22 protein-coding genes and 1 riboswitch are annotated in these 23,296 nt (G+C 38.1%); of the genes, 10 read left to right on the top strand and 12 right to left on the bottom strand.

Annotation, left to right across the window (positions count from 1 at the left end):
• Window positions 1-35: 35 nt before the first annotated feature.
• The 7 genes from J4Q03_RS19960 (at window position 36) to J4Q03_RS19930 (ending at window position 6,908) form a co-directional block, all read left to right on the top strand.
• Window positions 36-503 (top strand): acyl-CoA thioesterase, encoded by a 468-nt coding sequence (locus J4Q03_RS19960; RefSeq protein ID WP_306845682.1) that lies wholly within the window; start codon window positions 36-38, stop codon window positions 501-503.
• A 3-nt stretch (window positions 504-506) separates the two neighbouring features.
• Window positions 507-1,370, top strand: a complete 864-nt coding sequence (locus tag J4Q03_RS19955; RefSeq protein WP_426049866.1) for a sugar phosphate isomerase/epimerase family protein — start codon at window positions 507-509, stop codon at window positions 1,368-1,370.
• Between the two features lie 15 nt (window positions 1,371-1,385).
• Window positions 1,386-1,453: riboswitch (Fluoride riboswitch) on the top strand.
• Between the two features lie 31 nt (window positions 1,454-1,484).
• Window positions 1,485-2,789: a voltage-gated chloride channel family protein gene (locus J4Q03_RS19950; RefSeq protein ID WP_426049865.1), complete on the top strand. Its 1,305-nt coding sequence runs from the start codon at window positions 1,485-1,487 to the stop codon at window positions 2,787-2,789.
• A 152-nt stretch (window positions 2,790-2,941) separates the two neighbouring features.
• A complete protein-coding gene (locus J4Q03_RS19945; protein WP_426049864.1) occupies window positions 2,942-3,820 on the top strand; it encodes a LysR substrate-binding domain-containing protein in 879 nt (292 codons plus the stop codon).
• 349 nt (window positions 3,821-4,169) lie between these two features.
• Window positions 4,170-5,102, top strand: coding sequence for a YeiH family protein (locus tag J4Q03_RS19940; RefSeq protein WP_426049863.1), 933 nt, complete (start codon window positions 4,170-4,172; stop codon window positions 5,100-5,102).
• Window positions 5,103-5,330: 228 nt separating this feature from the next.
• Window positions 5,331-5,966, top strand: coding sequence for a hypothetical protein (locus J4Q03_RS19935; protein WP_426049862.1), 636 nt, complete (start codon window positions 5,331-5,333; stop codon window positions 5,964-5,966).
• 141 nt (window positions 5,967-6,107) lie between these two features.
• Window positions 6,108-6,908 (top strand): hypothetical protein, encoded by an 801-nt coding sequence (locus J4Q03_RS19930; RefSeq protein WP_426049861.1) that lies wholly within the window; start codon window positions 6,108-6,110, stop codon window positions 6,906-6,908.
• 217 nt (window positions 6,909-7,125) lie between these two features.
• Here the strand turns inward: J4Q03_RS19930 and J4Q03_RS19925 are convergent, their stop codons facing one another.
• The 9 genes from J4Q03_RS19925 to J4Q03_RS19885 all read right to left on the bottom strand — a co-directional run bounded on the left by J4Q03_RS19925 (window position 7,126) and on the right by J4Q03_RS19885 (window position 13,855).
• The gene (locus tag J4Q03_RS19925) at window positions 7,126-7,296 is read right to left on the bottom strand and encodes a hypothetical protein (RefSeq protein ID WP_426049860.1); all 171 of its coding nucleotides are present in this window, start codon (window positions 7,294-7,296) and stop codon (window positions 7,126-7,128) included.
• A 296-nt stretch (window positions 7,297-7,592) separates the two neighbouring features.
• A complete protein-coding gene (locus J4Q03_RS19920) occupies window positions 7,593-7,778 on the bottom strand; it encodes a hypothetical protein (RefSeq protein ID WP_426049859.1) in 186 nt (61 codons plus the stop codon).
• Window positions 7,779-7,923: 145 nt separating this feature from the next.
• Complete coding sequence (locus tag J4Q03_RS19915; RefSeq protein ID WP_426049858.1) at window positions 7,924-9,165, bottom strand: MFS transporter; 1,242 nt, start codon at window positions 9,163-9,165, stop codon at window positions 7,924-7,926.
• Between the two features lie 73 nt (window positions 9,166-9,238).
• Window positions 9,239-10,807: a ribonuclease Y gene (gene rny / locus J4Q03_RS19910; RefSeq protein ID WP_426049857.1), complete on the bottom strand. Its 1,569-nt coding sequence runs from the start codon at window positions 10,805-10,807 to the stop codon at window positions 9,239-9,241.
• Between the two features lie 227 nt (window positions 10,808-11,034).
• Entirely contained in the window at window positions 11,035-11,322 is a 288-nt protein-coding gene (locus tag J4Q03_RS19905) for a cell division protein ZapA (RefSeq protein WP_111957769.1), read from the bottom strand.
• Window positions 11,322-11,624: a hypothetical protein gene (locus J4Q03_RS19900; protein ID WP_306845664.1), complete on the bottom strand. Its 303-nt coding sequence runs from the start codon at window positions 11,622-11,624 to the stop codon at window positions 11,322-11,324. Before J4Q03_RS19900 ends, J4Q03_RS19905 begins: the two co-directional genes overlap by 1 nt.
• Window positions 11,625-11,763: 139 nt before the next feature.
• Window positions 11,764-12,546, bottom strand: coding sequence for a porin family protein (locus tag J4Q03_RS19895; RefSeq protein ID WP_426049856.1), 783 nt, complete (start codon window positions 12,544-12,546; stop codon window positions 11,764-11,766).
• Between the two features lie 3 nt (window positions 12,547-12,549).
• Window positions 12,550-13,281 (bottom strand): bifunctional demethylmenaquinone methyltransferase/2-methoxy-6-polyprenyl-1,4-benzoquinol methylase UbiE, encoded by a 732-nt coding sequence (ubiE, locus tag J4Q03_RS19890; protein WP_426049855.1) that lies wholly within the window; start codon window positions 13,279-13,281, stop codon window positions 12,550-12,552.
• Window positions 13,282-13,285: 4 nt separating this feature from the next.
• Entirely contained in the window at window positions 13,286-13,855 is a 570-nt protein-coding gene (locus tag J4Q03_RS19885) for a hypothetical protein (protein ID WP_426049854.1), read from the bottom strand.
• A gap of 101 nt (window positions 13,856-13,956) precedes the next feature.
• Between J4Q03_RS19885 and J4Q03_RS19880 the strand changes: the two genes are divergently transcribed.
• Together J4Q03_RS19880 and J4Q03_RS19875 are read left to right on the top strand one after the other, a co-directional pair.
• Window positions 13,957-15,024: a 3-oxoacyl-ACP synthase III family protein gene (locus tag J4Q03_RS19880; protein WP_426049853.1), complete on the top strand. Its 1,068-nt coding sequence runs from the start codon at window positions 13,957-13,959 to the stop codon at window positions 15,022-15,024.
• Between the two features lie 66 nt (window positions 15,025-15,090).
• The gene (locus J4Q03_RS19875; RefSeq protein WP_426049852.1) at window positions 15,091-16,296 is read left to right on the top strand and encodes a metallophosphoesterase; all 1,206 of its coding nucleotides are present in this window, start codon (window positions 15,091-15,093) and stop codon (window positions 16,294-16,296) included.
• A gap of 187 nt (window positions 16,297-16,483) precedes the next feature.
• On the opposite strand, the gene J4Q03_RS19870 is transcribed toward J4Q03_RS19875, so the two are convergent.
• From J4Q03_RS19870 to J4Q03_RS19860, 3 genes are all read right to left on the bottom strand, one after another.
• Window positions 16,484-17,236: a polysaccharide deacetylase family protein gene (locus J4Q03_RS19870; protein WP_426049851.1), complete on the bottom strand. Its 753-nt coding sequence runs from the start codon at window positions 17,234-17,236 to the stop codon at window positions 16,484-16,486.
• Between the two features lie 84 nt (window positions 17,237-17,320).
• Window positions 17,321-18,286, bottom strand: coding sequence for an NAD-dependent epimerase/dehydratase family protein (locus J4Q03_RS19865; protein WP_426049850.1), 966 nt, complete (start codon window positions 18,284-18,286; stop codon window positions 17,321-17,323).
• Between the two features lie 105 nt (window positions 18,287-18,391).
• Window positions 18,392-21,244 carry a TonB-dependent receptor plug domain-containing protein gene (locus tag J4Q03_RS19860; protein WP_426049849.1) on the bottom strand — a complete coding sequence of 951 codons (2,853 nt, stop codon included), beginning with the start codon at window positions 21,242-21,244 and terminating at the stop codon, window positions 18,392-18,394.
• Between the two features lie 249 nt (window positions 21,245-21,493).
• On the opposite strand from J4Q03_RS19860, the gene ggt reads away from it, so the two are divergent.
• Entirely contained in the window at window positions 21,494-23,182 is a 1,689-nt protein-coding gene (ggt, locus tag J4Q03_RS19855) for a gamma-glutamyltransferase (RefSeq protein WP_426049848.1), read from the top strand.
• Window positions 23,183-23,296: the final 114 nt, after the last annotated feature.

Below are 23,296 nucleotides of genomic sequence, written 5' to 3'. Positions count from 1 at the left end.
AAATTATTAAATAACTTTATTAAAATTTTATAAAGATGCAGAACAAACCTATTACTTTTCAGTTTATTTCAGAACCCTCGGACGTGAATTATGGAGGAAATGTACATGGAGGAAGCGTTATGAAATGGATTGATCAGGCAGGTTACGCCTGCGCCACTACTTGGAGCGGAAATTACTCCGTAACCGTTTATGTGGGTGGGATCCGTTTCTATGAGCCTATCAAGATCGGAGAAGTGGTCAAAGTAGACGCACAGGTCATTTATACCGGAAAATCGAGTATGCATATTTCAATCAATGTGTTTTCAAGAAATTTAAAACAGCCTACCTTTGATAAGAAAACCCACTGTATTATTGTTTTTGTGGCAGTAGATGAAAACGGTAAAAAGCTCCCTGTCCCAACATGGGTTCCGGAAACCGCAGAGGAAAAACAGCAGGAAGAATACGCAAAACGCCTGATGAACCTGAGAACACAGATTGAGGATGAAATGAAACCATTTTTATAATCTATGCAAAGAAAAGATTTCATTACCCTTTCATCATTAGGACTTCTGGGCTTATACTCCTGTGGGATTTCCAGCGTTAGCCGTAAAAAGCCTTTAGCTATTCAGCTTTATACCATCCGCGACGCTGTTTCGGATAATCTTGAGAAAGCCCTGGAAAAACTGGCTGCTTTGGGCTTTACAGAGCTGGAAATTTATGGTTACAATGGAACATTCTTTGGAAAAAGCAGAACTGAATTTCAGACTATTCTTAAACAAACCGGTTTAAAAGTCATAAGCTCGCACCATACTACAGGAATTATCCATCAAGACGAAGGAACTTTATTGTATGGCTGGGAAAAAAGTGTAGAAGATCTGCATTTTATCGGCGCTCAGTATATGGTATGCTCTTATATTTTTCCTGAAGAAAGAACTGTTGAAAACTATAAAAAGCTTCCTGAATTATTTGAAAAATGTGGTAAAGCAACCCAAAAAGCAGGAATTCAGTTTGCTTATCATAACCATGATTTTGAATTTGAAAAACTGGAAAATGATAAAAGTGTGTATGATTTTATTTTAGAGAATACATCTTCAGAACGGGTTAAAATGGAGCTGGATCTATACTGGATTTCAAAAGCCGGTCTTGATCCGCTGGCCTACTTTGAGAAATACCCCGGACGCTTCCCTCTTTGGCATGTAAAAGATATGAAAGCCGGTACAAAAGATTTTACAGAAATAGGAAACGGACTTATTGATTTCAAAAAGATTTTCAGTGCGAAAGAAAAGGCAGGCCTGCAATATTGGTTCCTTGAACAGGACTCCAGCGACAAAGATATTTTTGAAAGCATCCGGATAAGCAAAAAGTACATTCTTGAAAACAGTTTCTTTTGAAATAATACTTATATTTGCACGAAAGGAAATGGTGCTCTTCCTTACCCAACCGCTTTACAGAAGCTGATGACGCCTGATTAAGAGATTATTAACCAATAACTTATCAGGATTATTATGTCAAAAAAACAACGAACACTACGCAGAAAAATAATTTTCCATACTCAATACTTTTTCAGAAAATATCCTGCCCTGCCCTATATTTCAAAATGGCTTTGCATCAGCATTATTCTTGGTGCTTTGGTAGGAACGGCCTCTGCTGGATTTTTGCAGTCTCTGGAATGGGCTACAAACTTCAGGGAAAATCATATCTGGCTGATTGCCCTGCTTCCTGTTGCCGGATTTCTTATTGGCCTCCTCTATTATTACTACGGAAAGGACGTAGAAGCAGGAAACAATCTACTGATTGACAATATTCATGATCCGAAAGAGATGATCCCTTTCAAAATGGCTCCTTTTGTATATCTTGGAACTATTGTTACGCACTTCTTCGGGGGTTCTGCCGGCCGCGAAGGAACTGCACTTCAGATGGCGGGAGCTATAGCAGACCAGCTCAGCCGACCTTTTAAGCTTGACAGACACGATAGAAAAATTCTTCTCATTGCAGCAATTGCAGCAGGTTTCGGGTCCATTTTCGGGACACCTCTGGCCGGCGCGGTTTTCGGGCTTGAAGTTTTCCTGATCGGAAAAATACGGTATAACGCTATTTTCCCGGCTTTTGCATCAGCAATTCTTGCAGATCTGGTTACCAATCTTTGGAATGTGAAACATACCCATTATCATATAGATCTCATCCCAAAACTGGAATTTCTTCCTGTTTTGTACAGTATGCTGGCCGGAATTGCTTTCGGAATCTGCTCTGCAGGCTTTAGCAGAATTATCCATTGGGTGGGTTCAGTTTTTAAATCTAAAATTAAATATCCGCCATTCCGCCCTGTAATCGGGGGAATTATCATTGCTCTGGCTGTTTTTGCGATGGGAACGACGCGATATATCGGATTGGGAATTCCTGTGATTCTGGAATCTTTTGAGAAACAGCTTCCGCTCTATGATTTTGCTTTAAAAATGATCTTTACCATTGTTACTCTTTCTGCAGGATTTAAAGGCGGAGAAGTAACTCCTTTATTTTTTATCGGCGCCACTCTCGGAAGTGCTTTGTCCCTGTTTATCCCTTTACCGTTTGGTCTGCTGGCCGGAATGGGTTTTGTTGCTGTATTTGCCGGAGCAACCAACACTCCACTGGCCTGCATGCTGATGGGAATAGAGCTATTTGGTGCAGAAAGCGGTGTTTACATAGCTATTGCGTGTGTGGTTTCCTACCTGTTTTCTGGGCGCCACAGCATTTACACGAAGCAGAAAATCGGGGAAGCGAAGAACAGAAGGTATGAAAGTGACCGGGATAAATCTATTTCGGATTTATGAAAAGTTTGAGGGGTTTAAGGTGTGAATGTTAAAGTGTCTTGCTTCTAACAAAAAATTCTCAACATTATAGCGCTCAAACTTTACAACACTCAACTCCCAATTTAAAACTCCGCATAATTTTACTAAGTTTGTTAGTATAAGTTCGCAATCAAATGTTTGACTACAGATTAAAAGTTTTTCATACAGCCGCATCAAGACTCAGTTTTACTAAAGCTTCTGAGGAACTTCATATTTCACAGCCGGCCGTCACCAAGCACATCAAAGAAATTGAAAGTCAAATGGGGACCAAACTGTTTGACAGGAAAGGAACTTCGGTGCAGCTTACCCAAAGTGGAAAAATTTTATATGAATATGCAGAAAAGATCCGGAATATCTACCGCGATCTGGAATTTGAAATGAGTCAGATTAAGGAGCAGCATAAGGGAAAACTGATTATTGGAGCCAGCACCAGCGTCGCACAGTATGTTTTACCTGAAATACTGGCCAAATTCAACTCTTATTACAGGGATATTAAAATTGAGCTGATCGCTCATAATACTGAGATTATTTCCGAACTTCTGAAGGAAGGAAAGATCGACCTGGGAATTATTGAAGGGGAATCCCAGTCATCCTTTTTTGATTACAGAATTTTCAAAGCTGATGAAATTGTTCTTACGGCAAAAACAGAACATCCATTGGCTCATAAAACTTTAAACTTAAAAGATCTTTATGATCTGAATCTGATCTTCCGGGAACAGGGCTCTGGCACCCAGGAATTCATCCAGAACCGCTTAAAGGAAAAAGGGATCAACATTGAAGCGCTCAATACCGTCATGCAGCTTGGAAGCAGTGAAAGTATCAAGAATTATCTTTTACACTCAGATTGTATGGCATTTTTGTCTATCAGCACCATTTTGAATGAACTGAAAAATAACAGCCTGACTATAGTTGATATTAAAAACTTTAGCATTGAGAGAAATTTCCACTTTATTCTTCCAAAAGGTGGTCAGTCTGAAATGATTGAGCTTTTTCTGAGGTTTGTAAGGAGTTAGGTTCCAGATGTTTAAATTACAGTCATTTATTTAGATTTTACACGGATGGATGTCAATGGTGAATTTTAAGTTTGTAGAAAGAACGAATAATCAGGAATCAAGATGCCAGGCATTCAGACATCAGACGATAACTCATTAACTTTACTACTACGAACCAGTAACCATCAACTGACCACAGTACTTAACTCATCTACTCTAAAAGTTCTCACACTCATAACTCTATCACTCTCAAACTCTCCTACCTAACTCAACCCAAACCATAACCAAAAGTTATCCATTATAATAAAATACAATTTACTTTGTAATACTATATTTCGGAATTTTGGAGTCTGATTTCAAACCTTATTTTATGAAAGATTTCCGAAATGAAAAAATACGAAAAGCTGTATTTATTATACTTGCCGTTATGTGCCTTACTCCTTTACTATCTTCTCCTATAGCCTTGGCCTTAGGTTTTGGTCTTGCTGTTTTTATAGGAAATCCGTTTGAGCAGCATCTTCACAAATACATCCACTTGCTTCTTCAGATTTCCATTGTAGGATTGGGTTTCGGCCTTAAACTAAATGAAGCACTCCAGGCAGGAAAAACAGGGTTTCTTTTAACGGTTGTAAGCATTCTGACAGTAATGATTCTTGGGTATGTATTGGGAAAAGTATTCAAGCTTGAGAAAAAACTTTCCTACCTTATCTCTGCAGGAACAGCAATCTGTGGCGGAAGTGCCATTGCCGCTATTTCACCTATCATAAAGCCCGATACAAAAGAAATTTCTTTGAGCCTGGCCATTGTTTTTACTTTGAATTCTGTGGCTTTATTCATTTATCCGGCCATTGGACATCTGCTGCATCTTTCGCAGGAACAGTTCGGGCTTTGGTGTGCTGTAGGAATACATGACACGAGTTCTGTGGTAGGTGCAGCCGGAAAATATGGAAATGAAGCATTGAAGATCGCTACTACAGTGAAACTGGCCCGTGCTTTATGGATTATTCCGGTTTCTATCATTACTATGTTTATCTTTAAAAATAAAGAATCGAAGGTGAAAATCCCTTGGTTTATCGGTTATTTTATTATTGCTATCCTGCTTAATACTTACCTTCCTTTTCCGGAACACTTAACTATTTCCATTACAGCTCTTGCAAAATCCGGATTGAATCTGACCTTATTTTTTATAGGCTCTACCCTATCGATCCAAACTTTAAAAACAATAGGCTTCAAACCATTGGCTGCAGCTGTTATTTTATGGGTGGTTATCAGTATAGGAAGTCTGTCCTACATTATACGGTAATCATCCCGATAAATACTACTTACAAAACTTTACCTAACAGTATTTAAAGCTATTTCAAAGACTGTTTCTTGCAAAGCACAGATCAAAACATAATTGATAATCAACAAGATTCATACACTGATGTACATTTGAAGTATGTTTGATGTATGGCCAATTAATTCATCTTGTTTAGAATTATATAGATTTGTGTCTGAAACAGATAATAATTTTATACTTTGAAAAAACACAATGAGAAAAACAATTTTAAGCCTGTTATTTATATTTTCGTCCGGAATATTTTTTTCACAGGTAGGCATAAACACGGCACAGCCCACTGAAGCATTAGATCTGGCGAATGGTAATCTAAGAATCAGAGACATTAATACCAATATCAGCAATGACTCTACTGATAAACTGGTGGTCACTGATCCCAATGGAATATTAAAGGTAAATAATCAACTTTTCATCCCAAGCACTTCTGTAGTAGGAAATAAAACAACTCCTACCTCTAATATTGCGGCGAATTTCAATGAAACAGTTATTTTTAACACAAATCCTCTTTTAAATAATTTTACTTATAATTCAGCTACCGGAGTATATACAGCTTTAAAATCAGGATATCATCAAATCACGATAAACGTAAATAAAGATATCAGCATGAATAATCCAGCAACAGACGGATCATCTGTGGTAAGGTTATTAGTAAACAATATTATAAAAAATTCCATGATTGACGGATATCTTTCCGGAACACAGACAATTAATCAGAATTTCACATACGTTACTTATTTAAATTCCGGTGATACTTTCAAATTTATCACATCTTTTACGAGAACTTCTTCCATTGTCAGTGCGCAGGTTTCCGTGATTGCCTTAGGAGGATAAGAGCAGTATACGGGTGATCAGTTTTTATATACTTTATTCAAAATAAATAAAGTCTAGTAATACCCCTTGCCTATGGCATCTTCCATATTTTACCAATAGTCAATATTGAAAAAATATAAACATTAACAAAAAACACATATTATGAAAAAGTCTATTTTTTTAATAGTTTGTTTTGCGCCGATTCTTTTCTTTTCACAAGTTGGCATCAATACAGCATCTCCGACAACCACACTTGACATTGTTTCCAGTCCCGCTGATTTATCTAAAAAAGATGGTATTACCATACCCAAACTTACCAGACAGGAGCTAACTAATAAAGGAGACACACTATATACTGCAAATGAAAAGGCTACTATGATCTATATTACAGATGTCAGTGGAGGAAATACTACGTCTCAGAGAATAAATATCACAGCAGCAGGTTATTATTACTTTGATGGTAAAGTGTGGCAGAAAATGAGCCCTGACAAGTCAACTCCTATGCCTGCCTATTTTAAGCTCACTAATGATATCCCAAACTTTTTAGCTTCCCAGTCTAACGGTCAATCTGCAAGAATATCTAATCTTTCACAAGTAAAAAATGCAATACCCGGCCTTACTTATAATCCCTCTACTTCTACAATTACGTTTCCTCCGGGTGTATTTCAGATTACATTAGTATATGAAGCAGTCCACTTTTCAAAAGGCTGTACTTTGAGTTCATATTATGTTGATTTTCCTGAAGGGGCTGCTCCTACCAATACGAGAGTGCACAGTACGGCCAGCCACAACGAAGGAGGAACTTCCAATCATGGTGGTAATATTACCTATACAACAATGTTTACGGGAAACAGAACCTGGCAGGTCACTTTGGGAAGAGGGCAGTCCGGTAATTGTAAAGGAAGCGGAATGACTCTGAAAAAGCAATCAACCCACTTACTGATTTTTAGAATTGGAGATTAATATGAATATAGTTCGATTCAAAGTATAAACATGCTACTGCTTCAACTTTGTTTTATTCCACAGACAAGTTTCCTAATCAGAACCCAATCAGTTTAAAACAAATTGATCGTCTAAAAGTAAAAATTTTAAAATACAAAAGCCTTTTGAAAATCCAAAAGGCCTTTGTGTATTAAATGTGGAAATGTTTATTTCTTATTGAAATAAGTCTTAAACCGGCTTAATCAAGACAGTTATAAACCTGCGGGCATCCTATATACTGTACACAGTACCAAGGTCCGGTTACAGAACCTGAGCAGCTGCACCCGCAAAGTGATAAATCAGGGTTTCCGCTGATTCCTCCATTAATGTTCTTTAGATCTGCTTTTTTTAATTTCTTAGCATTTTTCATAGTGTAAATGATTTGATTTGAGATTAAACAATATAGTTTAGTTACGTTCCAAAGTTAAACAAATATTAATTATTCGCAACATAATTTAATTAAATTTTTAATAATGTATTGATTTCATTACTTTTATTATGTTATAATCGAAATAATACCGCTTAGCATTTATTAAACAATTTTATTATCCGGCCTTTTAACCCAACATAAAACCGTTCAGGAGAAGACAACAGGTTTTCTTGAAATTCTTAAGTGTAAATCAATAAAACCTTTCAATTGCTCGAAAGGTTTTACTGATTTTTTTATTAACAGGTTATTACCTGCAGACACTTTTTATACTTTATACAATATGACGGACCTGTTACTGCCCCTGTGCAGCTACATCCACATTGTGAAAGATCCGGAGTGATTACTCCACCAACTCCGCCGATAATGTTTTTAAGGTCATCCTTTTTTAACTTTTTTGCTTTTTTTAAAATTTCCTGTGACATGATGTTTTTATTTTAATTAAACAATAGAATTAATTTCCTTTACCTTCAAAATTAAACAATTAATAATTATATAAAACACAACAAAATGTTAATTTATTTATTTCATTGAATCTAAAAAGAGATAATTTTTGTTAAAAATATTATATTATTCGGTGAATTCCAGGTCTTTATTGTGCGTTTCCGAAATCGTCAGCGATGAATAGAAAGCCAGCCCAAATACAACAATTCCTACAATTGCTGCACTTATAATGACAGTGAAATTATTTTTTAACAGATCAAATGCGAGAATCATTACAGGCACCAATCCTCTTACCATATTGGGAACGGTAGTAGTTGCCGTATTTCTGATATTGGTCCCGAACTGTTCTGCCGCGAGGGTAACAAACATTGCCCAATATCCAGTGCCTAAGCCCAGCCAGACACAGAACATATAGTATTTTGTTTCTGTATTGGTATTTCCAAACAGCATGACCGCCACCCCAATTATGGTGAACAGCAGCATATAAAAAATAGCCATTTTACGTGATTTCAACGCGTGGGAAATAAAACCGCTCATCAGATCGCCGACAGAGATCCCTATATAAGCCCACATAATGGCTTTTCCAGGGTTAAGATCCTTTATCCCTAATTCCGGGGCAAACTGATTGGCTAAAACCGCCAGAATGCCTATACAATACCATGTAGGCAGGCCGACTGCTATGCATTTGAGATATCTGGTCAAACGTTCTTTATTGGTAAAAAAGGAAAGAAAGTTTCCTTTGGAAACACTTTTATGCTCAATATTTTTATAAATACCTGACTCTGATACGCTTACTCTTAAAATCAATAACATGATTCCCATAATTCCACCTATAATGTATGAAATATTCCATCCTCCAGCCAGTTCTACAGTAAGCTGGGCCACTACTGCACCCATCAATCCGAAACCGGCTACTACAGAAGTTCCTATGGCCCGCAGGCTCTTCGGCAGGCTTTCAGAAACCAGGGTAATTCCGGCTCCAAGCTCTCCGGCCAGGCCTATTCCTGCAATAAACCTTAAACCGGCGTATTGATACACGAGATGCTCTTTGGGGAAATAGGGTAAAAAACCACAGGCTATGTTGGCAAGGGAATACACCAGGATGGACCCGAAAAGTACGGAAAGCCGCCCCTTTTTATCTCCAAAAATACCCCAGAAAACTCCACCGATAAGAAGGCCTACCATCTGGCAGTTCAGGATAAAGGTTCCGTCAGCATCCGGATTCAGACCTAAAGCTTTTAAACTCGGAATTCTTACGATACCGAATAAAAGCAGGTCGTAGATATCTACAAAATAACCCAGAGCGGAAATGATAACAGGGATTGAAAAGATGTACTTCAGTTTTGAAGACAAAGACAGTTCTTGCATTTTTAAGTTTTGATAAAAATAAAAAACCTTTCAATCTCTTGAAAGGTTTTTATTAAATATCTTGATCGTGTTATTATCTTGCAATATTCACGGCTCTTGTTTCTCTGATTACCGTTACTTTTACCTGTCCCGGGTAGGTCAGTTCATTCTGGATCTTTTCAGAGATGTCGTAAGACAGCTGGTTGGCTGTTTCATCACTTACTTTTCCGCTTTCTACCATTACTCTCAGTTCTCTACCGGCCTGGATCGCATATGCACTGGAAACTCCGTCAAAGCTTAATGCTGCAGATTCAAGATCTTTCAGTCTCTGGATGTAAGATTCCAAAACCTGTCTTCTCGCTCCCGGTCTGGCTCCTGAGATGGCATCGGCCACCTGAATGATTGGCGATAAGAGTGATTTCATTTCAATTTCGTCGTGGTGAGCTCCGATTGCGTTAACAACTTCTGCATTTTCACCATATTTTTCAGCCCACTGCATTCCTAATAAGGCGTGAGGAAGTTCAGACTCCTGCTCAGGCACTTTACCGATATCGTGTAAAAGACCTGCTCTTTTGGCTAATTTTACGTTTAATCCTAATTCTGCAGCCATTGTTGCAGCAATGTTTGCTACTTCTCTTGAGTGCTGTAAAAGGTTTTGTCCGTAAGAAGAACGGTATTTCATTCTACCTACGATTTTGATCAGTTCAGGGTGTAATCCGTGGATCCCAAGATCAATGATTGTTCTTTTTCCTACTTCAATAATTTCTTCTTCGATCTGTTTTCTTGTCTTTTCTACTACTTCTTCAATTCTCGCCGGGTGAATTCTTCCGTCCGTTACCAATCTGTGAAGTGAAAGTCTTGCAATTTCTCTTCTCACTGGATCAAAACATGAAAGAAGAATAGCTTCCGGGGTATCATCAACGATAATTTCAACACCTGTCACCGCTTCTAGTGCACGGATGTTTCTCCCTTCTCTACCGATGATCCTTCCTTTTACTTCATCAGATTCAATATTGAAAACCGATACTGAATTTTCAATCGCCTGCTCGGTTCCGATTCTCTGGATCGTCTGGATAACAATTTTTCTTGCTTCGTTCTTAGCATTCAGCTGTGCTTCTTCCATAATGCCCTGAACATGAGCCTGAGCTCTGGTCTTAGCTTCTGCTTTCATAGTTTCCACCAATTCTGCTTTAGCTTCTTCTGCCGTATAATTGGCGATTTTTTCCAGGATCTCTACTTTCTTAGTGGTAGCCACATCCAGTTCCTGCTGTTTTCTTTCTAAGATCTCGTTTTTCTTGGCATAATCTGCAATCTGCTTGTCAAGGTCCTTTTCAAGTTTTCCGGTCTTGCTAAGCTCATCATTAAGCTTATGCTCCTTGTCTTTAATTCTCTTTTCAATCTCCTGCATTTTTTTCTCGCGGGACTGGATGTCTGCATCATGCTGGGATTTCAGTTCCAAAAATTTTTCTTTGGCCTGTAGATTCTTTTCTTTCTTTATGGATTCAGCTTGAACATTTGCTTTTTCTATAAGGTTTTCGGCATTTTTCTTTGCATCATCTACAATAAATTTTGCTTTGGTATTCAGAGAGCTTTTAGAGAAAAGAATCCCTAACACTGCTCCTACAACTAAGCAAATAACGCCGACTATAATGGCTGTTGTCATAATATATATTGAGTTTTAATTGTCTTACACTTATCTAAATAAAAAAACCTACAACAATTCAGGGATTGAGAGTAAACTCCTAATCAACACGATTTGAACTGATTTCCTCTGTCTGTAATCCGGGAGACCCGGCACGCCATTCAGCGGACATTTGCTCGGTAATTGTTTAGCGTTGAGTTTACCTTAAATGTGTTAGAATTATTGTAGGCAGTCTGATGGGAAAAAATCTATTTCCCAATTTCATTCAACGACTGATTAATCTGCACTAATCTTTCGTTGGTAGAATTTATATTTTTTTCGTAATTAAGAGAAACTACTTCAGCATTGGTTCCCAGTTTCAGGGCACACATAGCCAAAGCATCCTGTTTGTCTCTTACATCGAAGTTCTGTTCAAAATCTTTAATCATACTTTCAATCTGCTTTCCTACTTTACGCAGAGTTTCTTCTTCTGCGGCCGGTACGTTCAGCGGATATACCCTTCCTGCGATGTTGATGGTTATTCTTCTTACATCCATTATAGTCCACTGTTTTGAAGCTGTGCAATACAGAAATCAATTTCTTTCACCAATCTGTTGATATGGTTTTTCATTAATCTGTTGTGTTCAGGATTTCCTGATATTGCTGAATAAAGCTTTATATTTTTTTGTTCTTCTGCTAATACCTGATTTCTTCTTCTTTCCTCATCATATTTCGTTTTCAGTGCTTCATGTTCAACAGTTAATTCAGATAGTCTTTCAGTAAGATTTTTATAGTTCTTTTGTAAAAGCAAAATCTTTTTTTCTAATTCTGAAAAATTGTTTTCTAAATCTTGAAGCATTTCAGGTTTTCTATATTCTAACTAATAGCAAAAGTAAAAAAATAATAACAGTAACAAAAATAAAAGTCTCTATATTTTGATTGTGCACTAAAAAAAGGAGATGCACAAGCACCTCCTTTTATATTATATTCGTATTTTTTTATTCGAATTTCAGAACAAACATCACAGCTCTTGTCTGAAGCGTAGACATTGCCGTTGCCCAGTACGGAGGTGTCGTTGCATTATCTGCCACTTTCTCGTTATTCATGAAGAATGTTCCTCTGATAGCCGGAGTAAGTTTAAATTTGTTGAAATAAAACTGTATTCCCATTTCAGCAGACCACGCAAAGTTGTGCGTTGTTGATCTGAAAACCTGCTGCATATTGTCATCTTCAGAATCTGAATTGGACTGAAGGTTCACTATATAGTTCACCCCTGCCGCAATATAGGGTCTGGAATTGTACCATCTCTGGCCGTGAAGCTCCAGCAAAACAGGAACATCTACCAATGTAGATTTGATCTCTCTTATTCTGTCTTTTTCAGTTAAAGCGATTGGGAAAAAAGGAGGGTTCGTCAATGTTCCGGCTGCATACTGGTCATTGGACTGGGTGTTAAAGATCAACTGCCTTTGAGCAAATTGCAAGCCTGGTTCCAATCTTAGGTCCAGATAGTCATTCAGTCTCCATTTGGCGATCAAACCGGCACCAAAACTGTAGCTTTCTCTGGATTTAACAAGATTCTGATTACCTTCCGAACCATATCTTGGATGTAGGACGATACGGTAGTCCAGCCTGTTGCCGTTCAAATAAAAACCCCAACTGAATTTCTGCTCGTCAAAGTCTTCCAACTTATCCATTCTGTTTCGGGTTCTGAATTGTGCATCTGCAAAAACTGCAATATTGACTGAGGCTAAAACCAGTGCTCTTAATAGAAATTTATTCATAGGTTACTTTGTTGCTTTATAAATTGTGGCTATACCTAAACTTAGCTTTTTATATTCTACTTTCTTAAATCCTGTATCTAAAAGAATTTGCTTCATCTTTTCCCCGAAAGGAAAAGCATTTACAGAATCCGGAAGGTATGTATACGCCCTATTATCTTTGGAAACCAGTCTGCCGATGGCAGGTAATATGTTTCTGAAATAAAACATATAAAATGGACCTAAGAACCCCTCAACCTTTGAAAACTCCAGTATATAAACACTCTTGTTATCTTTAACTACTCTTCTTAATTCTGCCAAACCTTTGGTAAGGTTTTCAAAATTCCTCACTCCAAATGCAACGGAAACAGCATCAAATCTATTGTCCTCGAAAGGTAAATTTTCTGCATCCCCCTTTTGCATGGAAATTTTGCCGTCTAATTTAAGTTTTTTTATTTTAATAACGCCAACATTCAGCATTTGTTGTGATAAATCCAGACCAATTACTTTCGCATTGGTTCCTTTTTCAATCGTGATTGCTAAATCTCCCGTTCCTGTAGCCACATCCAGCACTTCCTGCGGATTGTCTTTTTTCATCATTTTCACCAATGTATTTCTCCATAAAACATCAATTTTCATAGATAAAACATGATTCAGAAGATCATACTTCGGTGCAATATTGTCGAACATATCCTCTACCTGGCTTTTCTTGGTAGCCTCAGAATTGTAGGGAGTAACTTTGGTAATATCTTTTGTCAAAACTTTAAAACTTGTAATATTCTTTGTAATAATTTAGGAAATCCTGCTTTCTGAAGATTTTTGATCTTGATTCCACTTTCTGGATGTTTTTGATCACTTTATCGTAATCTTCATCTACATTGTAATAAAAATCTTCAGTGTAAAGCTTATTGAAGTGCCTTGCTCCTCCGAAATAAGCTTTTCCGTCAATTGTGATTTTGTCCAGGGCCAAAAGTAATGAATCTTTTTTAAGATTGTACCCATAATATTGATCATTAATATAATAATCCTGATGGGCAATATTGATCAGTCCACGTATCTTATTTACTTCAAATGCAGAATCATACAGCATTTTCTTGTTCTGGTCGAAAACTTTGATGGAGTTTTTCCCCTTTTTAACATCTACATGAACGTACTGGCCTGCAGAAATAACTCCTTCGGAACCGTTATTGATCTTAAAATAATACGTATTGGACGTAGGGTTGTCTACTACAAAATAATTTTTCTTGGCTAAAAAAAAGAAGTAGACCCCAAAGGCAACGATAAACACCAGAGCTGCAATAAGTAAGCCTTTTAAGGACGAGTTGTTTTTCATACGATTGTAAAGTACAATTTTTGCAAATTTAATAATATTTTTAATTCTCCGTTATTAATATTAATTATTAACTTTGCATCTTTAAAAAATCATATAAACGAATGCCGAATACGATCATTATTGGTTCCGGATCCTATATTCCTAACAGAGTTATTGGTAGAGATTATTTCATGGATTCTGAGTTCTACACTGAAGACGGAGTTAAGATTGAGAAACCTGCAGAAGAAACCATCGCAAAGTTTGTAGAAATCACAGAAATAGAAAACAGAAGATTTATTGAGGACGATCTTTCCAACTCGCAGATCGGCTCTGAGGCTGCCAAAGCTGCCCTTGAGGATGCTAAAGTAGACGGTGAACAGCTGGACTATATTATTTACGCGAGCAACTTCGGAGAAGTTACGGTAGACGGATATGTAAATTTTATGCCCAATATGGCAGCAAGAGTAAAAAACAGGCTGGGCATTAAAAACAGAAAATGCATCACTTATGATATGATCTTCGGATGCCCGGGATGGGTAGAAGCCATGATCCTTGCGGACAACCTTATCAAAGCAGGAGCTGCCAAAACCATTCTAGTGGTAGGTGCAGAAACATTAAGCCGCGTTACTGATCCTCATGACAGAAACAGAATGATCTTTGCCGACGGAGCCGGAGCAGTGGTAGTACAGGCTACAGACCAGGAAAATGTAGGTATTATTGCCCACAACACGATCTGCGACAATGGTCCGGAACTGTGTTATCTGGAAAATGCGCCTTCTATTAACGCCAATGTGGACCAGAGACGTCTTTACGTAAGAATGCAGGGAAGAAAGATCTATGAATATGCCCTTAAAAATGTTCCTTCAGCCATCAAGGAAACTATTGAAGCTGCAGAACTTTCCATTGAGGATATCGACAAGATCCTGATTCACCAGGCGAATGCAAAAATGGATTATGCCATGATTGAAAGACTTCACAAGCTTTATGATGTGAAGGATTATGACCATGCCATCTCTCCTATGACCATTCAGAATCTTGGAAATACGTCTGTAGCAACCATTCCTACAATGTATGATTTAATAATTAAAGGAAAAATGGAGGGTCAAACGTTTAAAGATAAAGGTAACATTGTAATGACTTCGGTAGGTGCCGGAATGAACATCAATGCTATCGTTTACAGATTTCCTTAAAATATTTAATTAACAAAAAATATAAAGCACAGGGAAACGTATTCTTTGTGCTTTTTTAGATTTATCATGCAAAGAAATTTTTTGATCATCACGGCCATCTTCCTGTTCCTGGAAGCCTATATTTACCAGGCTATCAGAACATTAACTGATAATTTCTGGATAAGACTTGGTTATTGGGTGATATCTTTAGCCGTTTACGGGATCTTCGCCTATGAAATTGCCCACTTCCAAAGATCGGACAGAAGTACGACCAGGGCACAGATTATGATCTCATTATTCCTGATCTTTATTCTGCCGAAAATTTTCGTGGTCTTATTTTTATTAATCGATGATATTTTCAGAACCGGAGGATACCTGATCGGGCTAACACAGCCCAAAGAAAACTTTTTTCCTGAGAGAAGAAAGTTCCTGAGTATGGTAGGATTAGGTCTTGGAGGTGTTCTTTCTGCTCTTTTCATTGACGGAATTACATTTGGGAAGTACAGACATACCGTAAGAAGAATAAAAGTAAAAATACCCGGGCTTTCTAAAAGTTTCGAAGGTTATAAAATAATCCAGATTTCTGACGTTCACAGTGGCAGTTTCTCTGAGCCGGACAAACTCCAGCACGCGATTGACCTGATTAATGAACAAAACCCTGATCTTGTTCTGTTTACAGGAGACATGGTCAATAACGTGGCAGATGAATTCAAACCTTTTATCCCGTTATTCTCTAAGATCAAAGCCAAAGACGGAAAATTTGCAGTGCTGGGAAACCATGATTACGGCGATTATGTATCATGGACATCCAATGATGCCAAGAAGAAAAATCTTGAAGCTCTTATTGACTATGAAAAACAGGCCGGTTTTGATATGCTGAGAAATGAAAACAGGATAATTGACAGAAACGGAGAAAAGCTATTCATCCTCGGTGTTGAAAACTGGGGGCTGAAACCATTTCCTCAGTTCGGGAAGATCGACGACGCTTTAAAAGGCGTACCGGAATCTGCCCCGAAAATATTAATGAGCCATGACCCTACCCATTTCGATTATGTCGTAAAAAAGCATCCGGGAAACATTCACCTGACTCTTTCGGGACACACTCACGGAATGCAGTTTGGTCTGGATCTGAAAAATGTAAAATGGTCTCCGGTACAGTACCGTTACCCAAAATGGGCTGATCTTTATGAAAGTGAAGGAAAGATGCTGTATGTAAACAGAGGATTTGGGGTATTAGGCTATCCGGGAAGAGTTGGGGTCCTGCCGGAGATTACGCTTTTTGAACTGTCTTAAATAGTCTCTCGCAGATTTAGCAGATTACGCAGATCTTTATGCAGATTAATTCAAATTCAAAATAAACATAAATATTTCCGGTTAAAAATTACAACTTATAATCCATTACAAGATTGTATAACGCAAACATCTGTGTAATCTGCAAGAACACAAAATCTGAAAATCTATAAAATTTTGCACGAGAAACCTAAAAAATATAATCCTTCATACGGGAAGTAGCCAATTCCTTCTCGTTGATCCAGGTAAGGAGGGCATCCAGTTTGTCCTCCATTTTTTTGCCTGAAAACAGGCTTCTGTAAAACGGAATATCAAACCGGTATTTCTTAAAATCGGTGAACTGCCAGGAATTGAGATAGATCAGTACAAAGTCATCATTTTTGAGGGTTTCAAAAACCATGTTCTGATAGTAATTCATCGGCAGGATCTGAAATACAAAATCATTATAGGGCAGCTGGCTGTATGGAGAGATACTTTCAGGGACAATACTCAGTCCGTCTTCTTCATTGATCTCCGTATCTCTTTTGAGTCTTTTAAACGGAAAAAGAATATCGGCATTATCGATATTGGAAACATAATTAAACTCCACCGATTTCAAATCCTGCTGAGAAAGTCTGAAGTCTTTCTGCCTGATTCCCCTAACCTGTTTTTCCAGAAGATCCTGAATATTCTTTTTAACATTTTCAATCTCCTGAAGATTGGAATTCAAATTATAAAAAGCAATTTCATGCCCTTTGGATGAAATTGCTTTTATTAAATTCTGCAGTTTTTCAGCGATAGAAATCTCCACAAAAAAACTTGCTTTTATATCATGAATATCTAAAATCCTAAGAATAGCTTTTGTATTTTCTTCTGTGATTTTCAGTCTTTCCACATCAGAAATTTCTGCACTGTTTTTCGCCTCAGCTTCAATATTCAAGATGTTAAAAGTCAATAAAACCATTTAAATTAAATTTTAGATAAATATTATAATATTTTGAAAATCAGGTGTTAAAAATAAAACTAATTAAATATACACTTTAAGTAATTAATTCCTATTCAATTTCACCTTAAGATTCTTGATCATGTCCTTCGTCATTTCAGAAATTCCGAAATCATAAGTGAGTCCCCAATCTTTTTTCGCTACGGAATCATCAATGGAAGCCGGCCACGAATCTGCAATTGCCTGTCTGAAATCCGGTTGATAATCGATAGAAAAATCAGGGATTTCTTTCTTGATTTCTTCTGACAGTTCTTTCGGTGTGAATGACATTCCACCTAAATTATAGGAGGAACGAACGGTAAGATTTTCCTTCGGAGCTTCCATTAATTTCAATGTTGCATTGATAGCATCATCCATGTATAACATCGGCATTCCTGTATCTTCGGAAATGAAACTTGTATATTTTCCCTCTTCTATTGCTTCGTAAAAGATCTCAACGGCATAGTCTGTTGTACCACCTCCTGCAGGAGTTTTCCACGAAATAAGTCCAGGATATCTTATACTTCTTACATCTACTCCATACTTGTCGAAATAATATTCACACCACTTCTCTCCTGCCATTTTTGAAATCCCATAAACCGTTGTAGGATTCAGAACCACATCCTGACCTACATTGTGTTTTGGAATTCCTTTCCCAAATACCGCAATTGAGCTTGGCCAGAAAATCTTTTTAAGAAGGCCTTCTTTCGCCATTTCGCAAAAATGAAGAAGAGGTTCAAGGTTCAGTTTCCAGGCAAAAATTGGCTGTTTTTCTGAAGTTCCTGACAAAAGCGATGCTAAATGATACACTGTTGTGATCTCATAGTCTTTAATAACCTGTTTTACCAGCTGCGTATTGGTAACATCCATTCTTTCATAATGTCCGGCAGCAGTAATTCCTTTTTGCCATCTGTCCAGTCCTGACGCTACTACATTATCAGCTCCGTGAATTTCAACAAGCCTGTTTGTCAATTCGGTGCCGATTTGTCCCAAAGCACCCGTAATTAGTATTCTTTCCGTATAGGATTCCATTTCACATATTTTTTTAGAATTCTACAAAAGTAAAAAAATCATATCAACCAAAATAAAAAAGGTATGCATAAACATACCTTTTTCACAATAACCAACAAGAAATTCCTAAAAGGTCAGATTGACTCTTGCAAAAAGAAATCTCCCATTCATCCCGAACTGGGATGTATTTCTGGAGTAAATGAACTGATTCTGATTGGTAAGATCTATAGGAGCAGCATTAACGTAAGTCAAATTACCGGAACTATCCAGAGCAGGTACTTTCACCGCAGCAGGTCCGTAATTTTTATCCGGATAAATATCAAATAAGTTATTGGCTCCAATGGTCAGCCTGAAACTGTCGCTGAATTTGTAGCCTACGGATAGATCTGTAATTACCTTTCCACCCCAAACAGGATGTTCTGTGGCCACAGCCTGTCCGTTAATAATTTCACCGCTTATAATACCGTCTCCATTGGCATCCATTGCATTCGGATCCGTAACCTCTCCGAAGTATACATTTCTCAAAAGCACATTAAATCTACTGATTTCCAAAGCGTTATTAAGAGAAGCTTTAAATCTTGGTACAGCCTCTTCAAGATAAATCCTGCTGGATTCCGAGTAATAACGGTTGATCTGCCCTGCTTTAATCAAAGCATCCGAACCATGAATATCTCCTACCCTGTTGGTCTTGGACACCGTGACTGCCAGATCAGAATTTAACGAAAATTTCTCGGAAAATTTACCTCTGTGAGACACTACTCCTTCTATTCCTTTAGTTTGAGTATCAATAGCATTGGCAAAAAATGTAGCCGCATTGGCATTAGCCTGATCAAAAAGATTCTGCAGAACTTTTTCAGGACTTCCGTCAGCATAAGTTCCGGCCGGTCTTGAGAACTGATCGGTAAGAACCACTCTGTTTTTAATTTTAATATAATAACCGTCTACAGTAAAAGTAAGGTTAGCCTGTGGAATTTTCGCCGTAAAACCAACGGAATAACTCGTTGACTCTTCCTGTTTCAACTGTGGAATGCCCAGGAGCCCTGCAGCTTCTGAATCATTTGAAAATGTCCCTACTTCAAATGCTGTCCCTCCTACAAACTGAGTTGCCGTGGCATTGAAATAAATCTGTTGTAAAGAAGGAGCTCTGAATCCGGTTGAATGAGCTGCTCTTATATTAATCTGGTCGGTCAGCTTATACCGTGTTGCTATTTTATAATTGAACGTAGATCCAAAGTCCGAATAGTTTTCATAGCGCAAAGCAGCACTCAAAAGCCACTTATCCGTAATATCCAGTTCGGTATCCACATAAGCCGCTACGGAACGTCTTCCTTCATTTAAAGCATTTTCAGGTCTGAAACCGGGAAATACCTGCGATCCGCCCGGTCTGGTAGCTCCTAAAAAATCTGTTGGTTTTAAAGAAACAGCGGTTGATGGCGTCTGGATTCTTCCATTGATATCATAAAGCGCCCAAGACGCCTCTTCTCCATTTTCTATTTTATACCGTTCAAATCTTGCTTCAGCTCCGAAGGCAACATTAAAACCTTTCAGCCAGTCAAATTTTGTATCGAAATCAGCATTGATTGTATTTTGCATAAAGCTCAGTCCACCTGCATCAAATTCCGTTTTACCGGGATAGGCCATAGACGCATTAGCTGTATTTTTAATAGTATAATCAAAAGTATTCTGCCCAAAAGTGTTGCTGATGTCATAGTTGACATTCCCTAATTTTCCTTTAATTCCACCTGCAAAAGAAAGATCAATAACATCAGAGGCTATTTCCGGCAAGAAACCGTTCGGGTACAGGGCCGTAGACGTTCTGTTTTGATTGGGTCTTCTGAAAAAACCGGCTGCATTACCGTCTCTGTAAGAAATTCCTCCAAAAGCATATCCTTTCATAGATGACGAAAGATCAAACTCAGAATTCATAAAAAACTGGCCGGACATCAATTTTGACTGTCCTACCCGCATATTAAAATCATCTCTCGTTAGCTTCCTGTAAGCCAATTCATTTTCAGTCACATTAACCTTCAACAAATTCTGCAATTGCGTGATCGAGTTCGCAGACTGAATATCTGCCTGCTGCTGCGCTGTAAAATAACCGACTTGTGGAGCATACTGATGAATATAATCTATGATCTGCTGGGTATTCGGAGTATTGGCAATGTTCCCAAACAGGGAAGAAAGATTCACTCCGTTTTCCAGCGCCCGTTGTTCAATGGCATTATAGGCATTAAAAATATCACCGGTTGCCGCCATGGCTCTTCTGGTATCGTCTCTGCTTAATAAACTTGCTGTGAAATTGATGAATCCATTGGTCCCGACTTTAGTCCCGTAATTAAGATCTACCTGGTATTTTCCACCGTCCCATCCTCCATGATGGTCATTGGCTCCTTTAGAATTAAAAGCTCCTGCTGTAATAGCAGCTGTAAAAGCATTGGTGTTTTTCTTCATGATGACATTAATCACCCCGGCAATAGCGTCAGACCCGTATTGTGCAGAAGCTCCGTCTCTCAGCACTTCCAGCCTCTCAATAGCAAATGCAGGAATAGCATTAAGATCAGTCCCAACTGAACCTCTGCCCGGTGAACCGTTGATATTAACCAAAGAAGAGGTGTGTCTTCTTTTTCCGTTGAGCAGGACTAATACCTGATCGGGTCCAAGTCCTCTTAGCTGGGCAGGATCCACATGATCCGTTCCATCTGCTACAGTGGTAGAATTAGACGTAAAAGAAGGGGCTGCATAATTCAGAATCTGATTAAGATCCATCTGAGGACTTAAAACTGACTGAGAACCAATATTAATAACATCTACCGGCACCGGAGTATCGGTAGCAACCCTTGCTTTATTTCGTGAACCAATAGTAATTTTTACTTCATCCACCTGATTCGTCTTTATAGAATCATTAGTTTGGGCATTGGCATTGGCTGAAATAAAAAACAATACTCCAAGCAAAGCAATTTTCTGATAGTTTTTCTTCATATGTATTTTTTTGAAATTAGTAATTATCATATAAAAATACACTAAAAACAACAAAATAAAGATTAATTTAACAATAAAAAAGAAAAAAGGAATATTTACATGAGATTTATCAATACAATTGATTTTTTACATATCAAATAAATAATTCAGGAAATAGTTTACTTTCTATTGGGCGATATAGTGATAAACATCTGTTAAAGACAGATCAGTTTCTTTAAAATTATCTACTTTTGCCTCAAACATAATCTTATGAAACGAATATTTCTGGCTGCCTTATTGATGGCATTTAATTTTTCATCTGCTCAGTTTACTGATTTCAATATTATAAAGGAGGTAAAAGTAAAGAATAAGGGTGTAGTGGTTTCTGCACACCCTCTTGCCAGCGAAGCAGGAGCTGAAGTGATGAAGATGGGCGGAAATGCCTATGATGCTGTTGTAGCAACACAGTATGCTCTTGCTGTAGTTTATCCTCAGGCCGGAAACATTGGCGGTGGCGGCTTTTTAGTAGGCGTTAAAAACAATGGTGAAAAGTTCACCCTGGATTACAGAGAAACAGCTCCTAAAAAAGCATCTAAGGACATGTATGTTGATAAAAACGGAAAAGCGGATACAGATCTTTCCCAATATGGAAGACTGGCAGTAGGTGTGCCGGGAAGTATCTCCGGATTTTTTGCGACTTTAAAATACTGCAAACTTCCAATGGACAAAATTATCCAGCCTGCCATTGATCTCGCGGAAAAAGGATTTAGCATTACAGAAATGGAAGCCAATATGCTGAATACACACAAAGAAAATTTCTTAAAACACAATAAATCCTCTATTGCTTTTGTGAAAGATACGCCCTGGAAGGCCGGTGATCTTTTAGTTCAGAAAGAACTGGCTGCAACATTGAGATTGATCCAGAAACTGGGAGCAAAAGGATTCTATGAAGGAAAAACTGCTGAGCTTATGGTTTCGGAAATGAAGAAAGGCAACGGAATTATTACTTTGGAGGATCTTAAAAGCTATACCACGGCAGAAAGAAAACCTTTGGAATTCAATTATAAAGGAAGTCGTGTAGTTACTATGCCTCTTCCGTCCAGTGGCGGCGTATTGCTCGCTCAAATGCTGACGATGGCCGGGTATGAAAATCTGGAAAAGTACCAGCAAAATTCAACGGAGGCAGTACAGATCATGACGGAAGCTGAAAGAAGAGCTTTTGCAGACCGGGCAGAATACATGGGCGACCCGGATTTTATTGAAGATAAAACGGCTTACCTGACTTCCGATTCGTATTTAAAAAACAGATGGAAAAGTTTTAGCTTCAGTAAGGCTACACCAAGTTCAGAAGTCGGAAAAATCATCAGCCAGCCAAAAGAATCCACCCAAACCACCCATATTTCCGTTATAGATAAGGAGGGAAATGCAGCTTCTGTGACCACCACACTTAACGGGTATTACGGAAGTAAGGTGGTTGTTTCGGGGGCAGGTTTTTTTTTAAATAACGAAATGGATGATTTCTCTATCAAACCCGGAGTTCCGAATATGTTTGGAGCCGTAGGCGGAGAAGCCAACTCTATACAGCCCAATAAAAGAATGCTTTCTTCTATGACCCCTACCATTCTGCTTAAAAACGGGAAACCCTATATGGTAGTGGGAACACCGGGCGGAACAACAATTCCTACTTCAGTTTATCAGTCTATCGTGAATGTGGTAGATTTTAAACTGAACGCCAATATCTCTGTGAATGCACCGAAATTTCATCATCAGTGGCTTCCTGAGAAAATTACGGTAGAAAATAATTTCCCTGAGAGTACAATTACAGCGCTTAAAAGTAAAAATTACGTAATCGAAAAAATAAAATACATCGGAAAAACAGAACTGATCCTGATGGATGACAACGGAAATATCCATGCTGTGGCAGACGGCCGCGGGGATGATTCTGTAGCGGTGGAATAATTTTTTATTAATAGTATAGATGCTTCGACTCCGCTCAGCATGACACAGTTTACATCAACGTGGCCATGCTGAGCGGAGTCGGAGCATTATTTTATCCACTACTCTTATTATCCT

It is taken from the genome of Chryseobacterium sp. NFX27 (assembly GCF_049887855.1).
Lineage (GTDB): Bacteria > Bacteroidota > Bacteroidia > Flavobacteriales > Weeksellaceae > Chryseobacterium.
Note: the sequence above shows the minus strand (reverse complement) of the source record. Positions and strands in the feature narration are given on the sequence as shown.

Excerpts from the sequence above, each read along its gene's own strand:
- rny (WP_426049857.1), bottom strand. The coding sequence starts at position 10,807 with ATGACAACAGCCATTATAGTCGGCGTTATTTGCTTAGTTGTAGGAGCA.
- J4Q03_RS19945 (WP_426049864.1), top strand. The coding sequence starts at position 2,942 with ATGTTTGACTACAGATTAAAAGTTTTTCATACAGCCGCATCAAGACTC.
- J4Q03_RS19870 (WP_426049851.1), bottom strand. The coding sequence starts at position 17,236 with ATGGTTTTATTGACTTTTAACATCTTGAATATTGAAGCTGAGGCGAAA.
- J4Q03_RS19915 (WP_426049858.1), bottom strand. The coding sequence starts at position 9,165 with ATGCAAGAACTGTCTTTGTCTTCAAAACTGAAGTACATCTTTTCAATC.
- J4Q03_RS19940 (WP_426049863.1), top strand. The coding sequence starts at position 4,170 with ATGAAAGATTTCCGAAATGAAAAAATACGAAAAGCTGTATTTATTATA.
- J4Q03_RS19885 (WP_426049854.1), bottom strand. The coding sequence starts at position 13,855 with ATGAAAAACAACTCGTCCTTAAAAGGCTTACTTATTGCAGCTCTGGTG.
- J4Q03_RS19860 (WP_426049849.1), bottom strand. The coding sequence starts at position 21,244 with ATGAAGAAAAACTATCAGAAAATTGCTTTGCTTGGAGTATTGTTTTTT.
- J4Q03_RS19895 (WP_426049856.1), bottom strand. The coding sequence starts at position 12,546 with ATGAATAAATTTCTATTAAGAGCACTGGTTTTAGCCTCAGTCAATATT.
- J4Q03_RS19955 (WP_426049866.1), top strand. The coding sequence starts at position 507 with ATGCAAAGAAAAGATTTCATTACCCTTTCATCATTAGGACTTCTGGGC.
- ggt (WP_426049848.1), top strand. The coding sequence starts at position 21,494 with ATGAAACGAATATTTCTGGCTGCCTTATTGATGGCATTTAATTTTTCA.
- J4Q03_RS19865 (WP_426049850.1), bottom strand. The coding sequence starts at position 18,286 with ATGGAATCCTATACGGAAAGAATACTAATTACGGGTGCTTTGGGACAA.
- J4Q03_RS19935 (WP_426049862.1), top strand. The coding sequence starts at position 5,331 with ATGAGAAAAACAATTTTAAGCCTGTTATTTATATTTTCGTCCGGAATA.
- J4Q03_RS19930 (WP_426049861.1), top strand. The coding sequence starts at position 6,108 with ATGAAAAAGTCTATTTTTTTAATAGTTTGTTTTGCGCCGATTCTTTTC.
- J4Q03_RS19960 (WP_306845682.1), top strand. The coding sequence starts at position 36 with ATGCAGAACAAACCTATTACTTTTCAGTTTATTTCAGAACCCTCGGAC.
- J4Q03_RS19900 (WP_306845664.1), bottom strand. The coding sequence starts at position 11,624 with ATGCTTCAAGATTTAGAAAACAATTTTTCAGAATTAGAAAAAAAGATT.
- J4Q03_RS19875 (WP_426049852.1), top strand. The coding sequence starts at position 15,091 with ATGCAAAGAAATTTTTTGATCATCACGGCCATCTTCCTGTTCCTGGAA.
- J4Q03_RS19920 (WP_426049859.1), bottom strand. The coding sequence starts at position 7,778 with ATGTCACAGGAAATTTTAAAAAAAGCAAAAAAGTTAAAAAAGGATGAC.
- J4Q03_RS19880 (WP_426049853.1), top strand. The coding sequence starts at position 13,957 with ATGCCGAATACGATCATTATTGGTTCCGGATCCTATATTCCTAACAGA.
- J4Q03_RS19950 (WP_426049865.1), top strand. The coding sequence starts at position 1,485 with ATGTCAAAAAAACAACGAACACTACGCAGAAAAATAATTTTCCATACT.
- J4Q03_RS19905 (WP_111957769.1), bottom strand. The coding sequence starts at position 11,322 with ATGGATGTAAGAAGAATAACCATCAACATCGCAGGAAGGGTATATCCG.
- J4Q03_RS19925 (WP_426049860.1), bottom strand. The coding sequence starts at position 7,296 with ATGAAAAATGCTAAGAAATTAAAAAAAGCAGATCTAAAGAACATTAAT.